Annotated in this window: 5 protein-coding genes and 2 pseudogenes; 2 read left to right on the top strand and 5 right to left on the bottom strand. The window is 67.4% G+C overall.

Annotation, left to right across the window (positions count from 1 at the left end):
- Nucleotides 1–94 (top strand): annotated as a pseudogene (locus tag AC1DKD_RS32750) (IS5/IS1182 family transposase); the annotation flags it as partial.
- A 631-nt stretch (nucleotides 95–725) separates the two neighbouring features.
- Here AC1DKD_RS32750 and AC1DKD_RS32745 read toward each other — a convergent pair.
- On the bottom strand, nucleotides 726–1877 hold the full coding sequence (locus tag AC1DKD_RS32745; RefSeq protein ID WP_441627214.1) for an IS110 family RNA-guided transposase: 1152 nt from the start codon (nucleotides 1875–1877) through the stop codon (nucleotides 726–728).
- Between the two features lie 78 nt (nucleotides 1878–1955).
- On the opposite strand from AC1DKD_RS32745, the pseudogene tnpC reads away from it, so the two are divergent.
- Nucleotides 1956–2930: pseudogene (tnpC, locus tag AC1DKD_RS32740) on the top strand (IS66 family transposase); the annotation flags it as partial.
- Between the two features lie 14 nt (nucleotides 2931–2944).
- On the opposite strand, the gene treY reads toward tnpC, so the two are convergent.
- From treY to glgX, 4 genes are read right to left on the bottom strand one after another with little or no spacing between them, the layout of a single operon-like run.
- On the bottom strand, nucleotides 2945–5572 hold the full coding sequence (gene treY / locus AC1DKD_RS32735) for a malto-oligosyltrehalose synthase (protein ID WP_477144182.1): 2628 nt from the start codon (nucleotides 5570–5572) through the stop codon (nucleotides 2945–2947).
- 19 nt (nucleotides 5573–5591) lie between these two features.
- On the bottom strand, nucleotides 5592–7841 hold the full coding sequence (gene malQ / locus AC1DKD_RS32730; protein ID WP_477111992.1) for a 4-alpha-glucanotransferase: 2250 nt from the start codon (nucleotides 7839–7841) through the stop codon (nucleotides 5592–5594).
- Nucleotides 7842–7851: 10 nt separating this feature from the next.
- Nucleotides 7852–9714, bottom strand: coding sequence for a malto-oligosyltrehalose trehalohydrolase (gene treZ / locus AC1DKD_RS32725; RefSeq protein WP_441627220.1), 1863 nt, complete (start codon nucleotides 9712–9714; stop codon nucleotides 7852–7854).
- Nucleotides 9715–9751: 37 nt separating this feature from the next.
- Nucleotides 9752–11866, bottom strand: a complete 2115-nt coding sequence (gene glgX, locus AC1DKD_RS32720; RefSeq protein ID WP_477144183.1) for a glycogen debranching protein GlgX — start codon at nucleotides 11864–11866, stop codon at nucleotides 9752–9754.
- Between the last annotated feature and the right edge of the window lie 20 nt (nucleotides 11867–11886).

Below are 11886 nucleotides of genomic sequence, written 5' to 3'. Positions count from 1 at the left end.
TGTCAGGGACTACGAGCGACGTCCTGATGTGTCCGAGGCCATGGTCTATATCGCAATGGGCGGGCTGCTGCTACGCAGAATCGCCCATCCCTGAATTATCAAACGGGTTCTAAGGGCAGCATGTCACACCGGCGCCCCCATCAGTGTCGAAAATCTTTGCGGTGATGACAGACGGCGCTGATGCAAATTGCGGGGGCGAGTGAAAAAACGGCGTGTTCGCCGTTACATCATTGTGCTGAAAGGACTGCCTTCCAAACAGCAGACGCAGGCCGTAGGTGGGGTACCGTTATGCGGCCAGGTAATATGTAATAGCCTAGACTAAATCTGACAGTGGTTGGTTATCCATGCCGCCGCACATCATCGACAAGGGCATTCCTTCTATGAGCAGCACTTTGTCAAGCCCTTTGGTAAACTGGTTAGTATTTGACTGCAATCGAATTCAGCACCTCCATTGCAAACGACGCGCCAGWACCTACGTGCAGCCAGTAGTCTGAAGCCGATTGTGCGCGCGTCGGACGTGACGTCCGACCACCTTCTATCCGCCGGCGCCTGGCCGGCCTCATCCTGCATGCGCGTTACGCCGGAAACGTCGCCGGGAACATGCCCCATCTACATGAATCGGTTGCATCAGCAACCCAGGAATGCCACGGGCATGTCCACTTCAAACCGTGTCTGCTACGTACTGTCTGGCTAAACCTTACCTCCTTCCTGCTAAGCCTGAGGGCTTAGGCCGACTTCAGGTGTGCGCCTTCAGGGATGACGACGTCCTTCAGATAGCGCCACAGCGCAATCGCGAGGCGTCGGGCGACCGCGACGATGGCGATGCGCCGCGCCCGGCGATTCGGTCCCGTGCCCTGCGTGCGCTGGATGAACCACTGTGTCAGCGCGCTGTCGGGCTGGTAGCGCAGCCAGCACCATGCCATCTCGACCAGTAGAGCGCGGACCCGCCGGTTGCCCTGTTTGCTGATGCCCTGGTCTACCTGGCTCTCGCCGCTATCGTAGGGCTGCGGCACCAGGCCTACGCAGGCACCCGCCTGGCATCGGTTGCTGAACTCTCTCCAGAACAGTTCGAGGGCGAGGCGCGACGCACCCACTTCGCCAATCCCCTTTAGGCGTGCCAGGGCATCAATCCGCTTGCGCGCGGGTGCCGGCAGGATTGCTTGTCTCGTCTTCTCGAGCACGGCGAGTTGCTTCTCCGCCAGCGCCAAGCGTTCGCACTCGCGCAGCAGCCGTTCACGCAACTCGGGCGGCAGCGGTTCGCCGTCGTGGCACAGCACCTCGTCACGGGCGAGGCGGTTGGCGAAGGCCTTGCTGTCGACGTCATCCCAGCAACCGAGCGTGGCCAGCAGCTTGCGCATCCGGTCGCGATGCTGCAGGACCTCCTTCTGCAGTGCCCCGCGATCGCGCATCATTTGGCGTGACGCCTCGTCCTGCGAAGACGGCACGTGAACCACATGCATGCGGTCGCGCTCGCCTCGCAGCCACGCGCGTAGGTTGATGACGAGCTTAATCGCATCGAGCCGATCGGTCTTGGCCCGTCGCTGATGGCGCTCGACCGGAATGCTGGCCGGATCGACAACATAGCAGTCGATCACTCGTGCCGGCAGCGCGCGATAGATCCAGAACGCGTCCTGGCCGGCTTCGTAGCTCACGGCGAGCCTCACGCCTGCCGGCAGCGACCACTTGCGTTTCTGGTATTCGATCAGGTCCAGCACGGCCTGCAAGCGGGTTGCCGCCTGCGGTTGGGCGACGGTGTGTATAGCCGGTTGCTCGCGCTGCCCGTCGTGTAACGCGACCTTCCACTTCGCGGTTGCCAGTTCAAGCGAGACCGCCAACACCCGCTCCTCTGTACCCGTGTATGCCTGATCTGTACGCATGATGGTCTCCTATGAGCCAAGCTCGGCACGCTGATTCTAGGCCTCGGCGTGGCGAGGCCTAGATGCTTCATAGGATCTACTGCCGGACTGCTGGCCCATACGCTGGTCTCCAAATACGGAGACCACCTACCACTGTACCGGCAGGAGCGTATCCTTGCGCGCGCCGGTCTGGCGATCCCGCGGTCGACACTTGGAGCCTGGGTAGGCGTGTGCGGAGTGCGGTTGCAGCCGCTGGTCGACGCGCTGCATCAGGAGATATTGCAACAGGGCGTGCTGCATGCCGATGAGACGCCGGTGCAGATGCTCAGTCCCGGTAAGGGAAAAACGCATCGTGCCTACCTGTGGGCGTATACCGCAACGCAATTCGCAGACGTGCGAGCCGTAGTCTATGACTTCGCCGACAGCCGCGCCGGCGAGCATTCCCGCACCTTCCTGGGTGACTGGCAGGGCAAGCTTGTGTGCGATGACTACGGCGGGTACAAGGCCGGATTCCAGCAAGGCATCATCGAAATCGGATGTGCGGCTCACGCGCGACGAAAGTTCTTCGACCTGCATGCCAGCAACAAGAGCCAGATTGCCGAGCAGGCCTTGAAGTTCTTCGCCGCGCTTTACGACGTCGAGCGAGAGGCAGTTGATCTGAAGGCCGACAAACGACGCGCGCTTCGTCAGTTGCGCGCCAAGCCGGTGGCCGAGGCGCTGCACACGTGGATGACCGGCCAACGCAAGCTCGTTCCGGAACGCTCCGCGATTGCGAAGGCGCTCGACTACAGCCTCAAGCGCTGGGAAGCACTAACGCGTTATCTTGAGGACGGGGACGTGCCCGTGGACAACAACTGGGTCGAGAATCAGATCCGCCCGTGGGCGATAGGCAGGGCGAACTGGCTGTTCGCCGGCTCCTTGCGTGCGGGACAGCGTGCCGCGGCAATCATGAGTTTGATTCGGTCAGCGCAACTCAATGGTCACGATCCGTACGCCTATCTGAAAGACGTGATCACACGGCTACCAACGCACCGCGCCAGCAGCATCGCCGAATTGCTACCACATCGCTGGCGCAGATTGGATGCGCGTCACCTGGTGCGCAACAATAGGGCCACTGGCAGTATTTCCAGCACCTCGGCCAAGGCCAGGCAGCCGGCGCGCGCGTCCAGCTGGCGGCTGGTCAGGACATCCACCCAATGGCTGTTGTCCCCGCGTCCGACTCGCAGAGCGGTGTCGCGCCATTGCGCTGGCGCGAGCATGGGCCGGTCGCTCTCGGCCAGCCGGGCGGCCAGCCTGGTGCCGACCACCAGTGCCTGCGCCTGCCCATGGCGGCGCATGAATGCAAGCGCGTGCGCGGAGAGCGGGCCGGCCAGCGCGATGGGGCCATAGTCCCCGGCGGCAAACAATTCGGCATGGGCCCGCCGTGCGGCCAGTCCGCTGCGGATCAGTTGCAGCTTGAGGCGGCCGTCCTGCCAGTTGGCGAGCCATTCGGGCCACCCAGATGTGTCATCCAACCGGGCGCGCAGCGACTCGAAATCCACCGGGCGGCGGTTATCGGGATCGACCAGGCTGAGATCCCAGTCCTCGGCACCCTGGTAGCGGTCGGGCACACCGGGCGCCGTCAGTTGCACCAGCGTCTGCGTCAGGCTGTTGATGGTGCCTGGCACGGCGATGCGGCGGGCAAATCGGGCGAGCTGCGCCAGAACCCCACCTGTGGACGTGTCGGCGCCGAGCTCATCGAGAAAGGCTGCGCAGCCTTCCTCATAGGCGATGTCGGGACTGGTCCAGCTACCGTGCCGCTTGGCTTCCCGGATCGATTTCAACTGCCAGGCTTGCACGCGGGCAAGCAACGCCGATACACCCTCCGCGTGGCCCGGCGCCAGCCCGGCTGGCCAGGCGCCGGCCAGCGTCTGGTACAGCATCAATCGGTCCGTGCCGTCGGGGCCGCACGGCAAACGTGCCAGCAAGGGCCGGCACTGCATCTCCCACAGACTGACGGTTTCGGCCCACTCTTCAGGAAGCTCGCTCAGCACCGCCAGGCGCATGCGCGCATCCTCGCCGCGCTTGTGGTCGTGGGTGGCGGTGGCCAGCATGGCATTCGGCCAGGCCAGTGCGCGCTGTGYCATGCGCGCGTGGAAGTCCTCGAGCGGCAGGGCCAGGGTGGCGGGGTTGCTGCCTACTTCGTTGCGCGAAAGCAAGCGGCCGTAGCGGTAGAAGACGGTGTCCTCGGCGGCCTTGGCGGCCAGCGGTGGCATCAACTGCTGCACGCGCGTGCGCGCCTCGCCCAGCGCCGTGTTGTCGCCGGCCGGGTCTGCCAGCCATGACAGCAAGCGTGCCAGCGCCGGCAGGTCGGTGGCAGCCAGCGTGGCACGCGCGGCGTCGGCGGCGCGCTGCAGCGCCGCCTTGTCCTCGCGGGTCCGTACGCGCTCACTGAAGTAGGTACGATAGACCTGCAGCCGCACCAGCAGCGCCGCCAGCGCGCGCCGCAGGCTGGCCAGCGTCAGGTCGCGGGTGGCAGGGTTGCTGCGCGCGCAGGCATGCAGACGACGGCAAGCGCCTTCGTACTCAGTGACTAGGTGATGGCCGAGCATATGGCCGCGGGCCGACTCCACCTGCTCTTCGAAGCAGCGCGTCTCGCCGCTCATCTCCTGCCAAAGCCCGGTGAGCGCGGCTGCGCCTGTGCCGTCGTGCAACACGCAGGCCACTTCATTCATGAAGTCGTAGCCGGTGGTGCCGTCCACCAGCCAGTCCGCGTGCAACGTCTCCTGCTCTGCCAGGATCTTCTCGATCACCAGCCACGGGGACGCGATGGCGCGTCCCGGCGGCCGGTCGGGCGCGAGTGCGGCGAGGTGGGCGCGCAACTGCTGGCAGTAGGCCGCCGGATCGGCCAGGCCGTCCACGTGGTCCACCCGCACACCGTCGATCCAGCCCTCACGGAACAATTGCAACACCAGCCCGTGAATCGCTTCGAACACGGGTGCCTGTTCCACCCGCATACCCACCAGCTCGCTGACCTCGAAAAAGCGCCGCCAGTTCAGCTCGTCGGCTGCCGTGGCCCACCAGGCCAGCCTGTAGTACTGCCGTTCCAGCAGGGCGTGCAGGCGGGCGCGGCCCGTCGCGTCGCGCCCGTCGAACTCGCCCGGCAGGCTCGCAGCCGCGGCGGGTTCGAAGGTATCGTCCGCCAGCGGCAGCGCGTGTTCGCCGTAGCACACGACCGGCTGGCCCGCCCGCACATCGAAACTCAGCGTCAACTCACCGGCGCACAGCGCCTCCCAGTAGGGCTTGCCCAGGATGGGCAGCAGTACGCGGCCGTGCAGGTCCGGGTCGGAAGAATGCCAGTCGATATCGAAGTGATGGGCGTACGCGCTTTCCGCCCCGCGCGCCAGCACATCGCGCCACCAGGGATTGTGATTAGGGCTGGCCGCCATATGGTTGGGCACGATGTCCAGCACCAGTCCTAAGCCACGTTCGCGGGCGCGTTCAGCAAAACGGTAGAAGCCGCCCTCGCCACCCAGTTCCGGATTGATAGAGCGGAAATCCGTGACGTCGTAGCCGTGGGTCGAGCCCGGGCGCGCGTTGAAGATCGGCGAGAGGTAAAGATGGCTGACACCGAGTGCCGCGTAGTAATCGATCTGCGCGGCAGCGTGCCCGAAGGTGAAGCCGGCGTGGAGCTGCAGGCGAGCCGTGGCGCGGGGTGGCAGGCAAGGTTGGAGCATTCAGTGTCTCTCTTCCGGGTTATCGGGAATTCGTCGCCGGCGCGCCGCGACCGCTCGTGCCCGCGCTGCGCAGCGCGGCAATGCGCTGGCGCACTGGCGGGCTGGAAAACAGCGTTCGCACGTCGGCGTCCAGCCGGCGTTGCCAGTTGGGGTGGCCCGACGCCGTGCCGGGCAGGTTGGGCTGCTCGACGGCGCCCAGTAGGTCTTCCACCGGCACCAGGCACAGTGGCGTGCTGGCCCGGCCGAGCCAGGCCAGGATGGCTTCAAGCGGCGGGCGGTCGGGGCCGGGTCCCGGTCCGCGTACCAGGCCTGCGGCGCTCAGCGCCTGCCACAGCGCCGCCCGCTCACCGGCGCGCGCGACCAGTGCGCCGCACTCGGTTTCGGCGCCGAGCTGGTCCAGGCGCGCCCGCCAGAAGATGTCGCGGCCAGCCCACCAGCCGGCCACTGTGGGCAAGTCATGGGTGGTCGTGGTGGCCACCGCCTCGGGCGGCCAGCGCTCGGGCGGCAGGAAGGCGGGCACGGGCGGGGTGCCGGACGTGGCGGGTTGCGCAGCTGAGTCCCCGGCATCGGCTGCCGCGCTTTCGCGCTCGAACCACAGCACATCGATGCCGAGTATGCCGCGCGCAGCCAGGCTGGCGTTGAAGGTCGCCGGCGCGGTGCCGAGGTTCTCGCCGATAATGACGGCGCGGTGCCGCCAGGATTCCAGCGCGATCAGCCGCTGCAGGTCGTCGAACGGGAAGCGCAGGTAGGCGCCCGCGGCGGGCAGTGCGCCATCGGGCACCAGCCACATGCGGGCCAGGCCCAGCGCATGGTCGATGCGCAGGCCGCCCACCTGATCGAGGTTGGCGCGCAGCATCTCGATGAAGGCGCCAAAGCCCCGTCGGCGCAGCGCGCGCGGCGAGAACACGGAAATCCCCCAGTCCTGGCCCTGCGGGTTGTACAGGTCGGGCGGGGCTCCGGCGGAGACGCCGGGCAGGATTTCATCCTGACGCGCCCAGGCGTGGCTGCCACCCGCGTCGGTACCGATCGCGAGGTCGGCGATCAGGCCGATTGCCATGCCTGCGCCGCGCGCGGCATGCTGGGCGGCGGCCAGCCCGTCCGCCGCCAGCCACTGCACGAAGGCGTGGTAGCTCACGGCATCGGCATTGGCCCTCGCAAAGGCCGCCACCGAGGCGGCTTCCGGCGAGTGCTGGGTCACGGGCCATCGCCGCCAGTCGGAAGCGGCGGCCGCTTGCTCCTGGCTGCCGGCAGCTGCCAGGTGATGGGCCTGCAGCGCTTCGAAACGCGCATGCACTTCAAGAGAGGCGCCGTGGTGCCGCCGAAACGCCGCGAATGCCTGCGCCGCGCGGGCAGGCAGCAGCGTGGCGCGGCGCTGCCACAGCCATTGCAGCACGGCGTTGCGCGCCTGGGCCAGTGCGGGCCAGTCGATCTCAGTGCGCGCTTCGAGCGCCTGCAGGGCCGCGCGCAGGCCCAGCGCCGCTTCGGCCTGCGCGACGGCATGCTGGCCGAAGGCGGCGGCGGGGTCGGCATAGAGCGGGTTAAGAAACAGCCGGCTGGACGGTGCGTAGGGGCTGTAGCGCTGCGGCAAGGCGGCAAATCCGGCGTGCAGCGGATTGATGGCGACCGCGTCGGCGCCTTCGCGTGCGGCGGCCTCGCAGCACTGCGCCAGGGCGGTGAGGTCGCCCAGCCCCGCTGCGGCGCCGCGGCGGAGGGAATACAGTTGCACAGAGAGGCCCCAAGGCCGCCGGCTATCGTCATCGCGGTCATCGCGTTCACTGTGTTGCCGCATGCGCAACGCATCGGCCATCCCGAAGCAGCGCGCCGGCGCCACGCCCAGCGTGACTTCGTCATTGCCGAGCATCAGCCGGTGATAGCCACTGGCAACGATGGCCGGCACGCGCAGGATGCCGCTGGCATCGCGCCGGGCGGTGCCGTTCAACACGCTGCCGTCTTCCAGTTCGAGCCGGTACGCCTGTCGCGAGAGGGTATGCCCGGATGCGATTGCCACGGGCTCGCCCTGGTCCGCGGTGATCAACGGCGGCAAGCCCTGCTCGGCATCCTCGGCGGCCAACTGCGCGCGCGCGGCCTCGCACTGACCTACTGTGGCGCTGGGCAGCCCGAATTTCCCGAGCATGGCGCGCAGTGTATCGGGCTCGACCTCGCGCGCACGGCCCTGGGCATCTTGCCAATGGACCAGCAGGCCGGCCCGGTCGGCCAAGGTGTGCAGTGCCTGCAAGGCTCCTTCATGCGCGGTATCGGGGGGATCCATGCTGGCCTCGTTAGGGGTGAGCGGGAGCGTCCAGGCAGGCAATCGCGGAGGCCGGAGGCAGCAGCCCCTTGGCCAGAGCCTGCTCGGCGCCTTCGCGACTTTGGGCCAGCAGCCGGCCGGGAATGACGGGCGGCATGCCCGCCGGCGAGCTCGACGCGGGTGCATCGCAGAAGTTGATCCAGATCGTCAGCAGCGCGCCGTCGCCCAGCCGCCAGCTTGCCGCCAGCGCCGCCTCGCCTACGATGCGCACGCCAGCGCTGGTGCTGCCCGCCAGGCGCGGCACCAGCTCGCGCTGGCGGATGGCCAGCAGCGCACGGTAATATTGGCTCCACGCGTTGTCGCCATCGAGCGGGGGACGAGACGCCTCGAAGGTAGCGGGGTCGTTCGGATCGGGGATCAGCGCCGCGCGCTCCGGATCGCCAAAGGCGGCCACCGCGCCGAACTCCCGGCGGCGGCCGGCGCGCACGGCCTCGGCCAGCTCGGGCGGGTGGCTGGTGAAATACAGGAACGGCGTTTCCGCCCCGTACTCCTCGCCCATGAAGACCAGCGGGATCTGCGGACACAGCAGTTGCAGCAAGACCGCCGCGCGCAGCGCATCGGGCTGCGCCAGCCGGGTCAGGCGCTCGCCTAGTGCGCGATTGCCGGTCTGGTCGTGGTTTTGAAGGAACAGCACGAAGGCGGTGGGCGCCAGCGCGGCGCTGGGCTGGCCGCGGCGTGTGCCGCGCGTTGGCGAGACCTCGCCCTGGTAGGCAAAGCCTTCGGCTAATACTCGGGCGAGATGTGCCAGCATGGGGGCAGCGGATTCCTCGGCAGGCGCATCGCCGGCTGGCCGGGCATAGTCCCCGTAGTAGCCATCGCACTCGCCGGTCAGCAGCACGTGCAGGGCGTGGTGGCCATCGTCGTTCCACTGCGCATCGAAGCCTGCCGCCAGCAGCGAGGCGTCGTTGTCGTGGTTCTCCAGGACGAGGTGGATATGCCGGCCAGGATGGCGCGCGCGCACCTCGCCCGCCATTTCCCGCAACCAGCCTTCGTCGACGATGGCGTGCACGGCGTCCAGGCGCAATCCGTCGAAGCGGAAGTCCTCCAGCCAATAGCAGGCGTTTTCGGTAAAGAAGCGGCGCACCTCGGGCTGACGGAAATCGATGGCCGCCCCCCATGGCGTGCGCACATCGCTGCGGAAGAACGTGGCGGCGTACCGGTGAAGGAAATTGCCTTCCGGGCCGAAGTGGTTGTAGACCACGTCGAGCAGCACCATCATGCCCAAGCCGTGCGCGCAGTCCACCAGCGCGCGGAGTTCATCGGGCTTGCCATAACTGCATTCCGGGGCGAACGGCAGCACGCCGTCATAGCCCCAGTTGCGCCCACCAGGAAATTCGGCCAGCGGCATCAGTTCCACCGCCGTAATGCCAAGTGCGGCCAGGCGCGGCAGTTGCCTTGTGGCGCCGGCGTAGCCGCCGCACAGGCCGACATGCATTTCGTAGACAACCGCCTCGTGCCAGGGGCGGCCACGCCAGTACGGGTGGCACCAGATGTAGGCGTGCGGGTCGCAGACCAGGCTGGCGCCATCGACGTCGTTGGCCTGGGCGCGCGAGGCGGGATCGGGCACGGTGCTGCCGTCGTCAAGCCGGAACCAGTAGCGCGCGGCCCGGCAGCAGGGCGCAATCGCCTCGAGCCAGCCCTCGCTCTCGCCCGGGCCGGGCGCGACCGCGCACATCGGCACCGGCCCAAAGCCTGCGATCTCCAGCCGTATAGGCTGGCCGCTGGCGGCGGCATCTGGTGCCCACAGGCGAAAGCGCATGCGCCCGTCCTCAAGCCGGCTGGGACCGAATGACTGCAATGGCGACGGCGCCGGCAGCGATGGCAAGGCGTTCATGATGCGGCCTCCTTCAATGGCCTGGGAACGGGTTGGGCTAACTCCATTGCGAGTCCGCGTCGCTGGGCGGCGCGGCCAGTAACAGCGCCACGGCATGCGCCGGGACGGTCAGGGTAGGTGTGTCGACGCCAGCATCGGACGCGTCAGGCTGGCTGCTGTCGATCAGCAACTGCCAGTGTTGCGCCGGCTCCGGCAGCCGGAACGTGGCGTCACCGCTGCCAGCGTTGAGCAGCAGCAAGGTCACCTGGATCTGGCCATCCGGGCCGCTGGCGGCGCGCCGCATGGCTAGGGTGCAGCCGCCGGGGTCGGACCATTGTTCGGTGCTGAGGGCGTGGCCGTCCGTATCGAACCACGCGATGTCGGCTAGCCCCGGTTCCAATTCGCGGCGCCCGTGGGGAAAGCGGGCCTCGGAGAAGGCGTACAGGCGCCGACGCAGCGCTAGCAGGCGGCTGACAAAAGCGGTCATGGCGCGGCCGGCGGCGCTGCCCGCGTCGTCCCAGTCCAGCCAGGAGAGTTCGTTATCCTGGCAATAGGCGTTGTTGTTGCCGACCTGGCTGCGGCTCCATTCGTCGCCCGCGGTGAGCATCGGCGTGCCGTGTGAGAGCAGCAGCGTGACCATCATCGCGCGCGCCACGCGCCCGCGCGTCTCAAGGATCACCGGGTCGTCGGTGGGACCTTCCACGCTGCCGTCCGGGCTCCAGTTGGCGCTGGCGTTGTCGTCTGTGCCGTCGCGGTTGTCCTCGCAGTTGGCTTCGTTGTGTTTGGTGCTGTAGCTGACGAGATCGGCCAGCGTGAAGCCGTCGTGCGCGGTGATGAAGTTCACCGAAGCCCAGGGCTTGCGGTGACGGCGGTCGAACAAATCGGCCGAGCCGGCCAGGCGCGCGGCCAAGTCGCCGCGCTGGCCGGCGTCGCCGCGCCAGTAGCGCCGCACAGTGTCGCGGAACTTGTCGTTCCATTCGGCAAAGCCGGGCGGGTGGTTGCCCACCTGGTAGCCGCCGGGGCCAAGATCCCAGGGCTCGGAGATCAGCTTGACGCGCGACAACACCGGATCCTGCAGGATCGCGTCGAAGAAGCCCGCGCCGGGGTCGAAGCCATTGCCCTCGCGTCCCAGCGTGGTGCCGAGATCGAAGCGGAAGCCGTCGACATGGAAGCACTCGGTCCAGTAGCGCAACGAGTCCATCACCATCTGCAGCACGCGCGGGTGTGACAGGTTGAGCGTGTTGCCGCAGCCGGTGTCGTTGATGTAGTGGCGCTCATCGCCCGGCATGAGCCGATAGTAGCTGGCGTTGTCCAGTCCGCGCCATGATACCGTCGGGCCGAGCGCGTTGCCCTCACAAGTGTGGTTATAGACCACGTCGAGGATGACCTCGACGCCCGCCGCGTGCAGCCGCCGCACCGCTACCTTGAATTCGTTGAGCTGACCGATGCTGAGATAAGCCGGCTCTGGCGCGAAAAAAGCCAACGTGTTGTAGCCCCAGTAGTTGCGCAAGCTGCGCTCCACCAGGAAGCGGTCCTGCAGGAAGGCATGGATGGGCAGTAGTTCCACGGCGGTTACGCCCAGCTTGTGAAGGTGGTCGATAAAACGCGGGTCGCACAGTGCGGCGAAGGTGCCGCGCGTGTGCGGCAGCAGGTCCTGGCGCAGCATCGACAGGCCGCGCGGATGGACTTCGTAGATGACGGTTTTCTCCCACGGCACGTCCGGCGTGCGGTCGTCGCCCCAGTGGAAGCTGGTGTCCACCACCACCGCCTTGGGCATGGCGGGGGCGTTGTCACGGCGGTCGGGCGTGAGGTCGGCGCGCGGACTTTGCAGCCGGTAGCCGAACAGCGCTTCGGACCAGCGCACCGGCCCGCTCAACTGCCGCGCATAGGGATCGAGCAACAGCTTGTGCGCGTTGAAACGGTACCCCTTGGTCGGCTCGTAAGGGCCAAACGCGCGATAGCCGTAAACTGTGCCGATCGCCGCGTGTGGCAGGTAGCCGTGCCAGACCTCGTCGGTGCATTCGGGCAGCGTGATTCGCGCTAGCTCCTTGCGGCCGTTTGCAGAGAACAGGCAGAGGTCGATACGCGCGGCATTGGCGGAGAACACGGCAAAGTTGACCCCGAGCCCATCCCAGTGCGCGCCGAGCGGGTACGGACCCCGAGCCCATCCCAGTGCGCGCCGAGCGGGTACGG

This window comes from Cupriavidus sp. 05T313, from assembly GCF_056396665.1.
The sequence above is the reverse complement of the archived record's forward strand: the minus strand, read 5'-3'. Positions and strand labels throughout refer to the sequence as shown.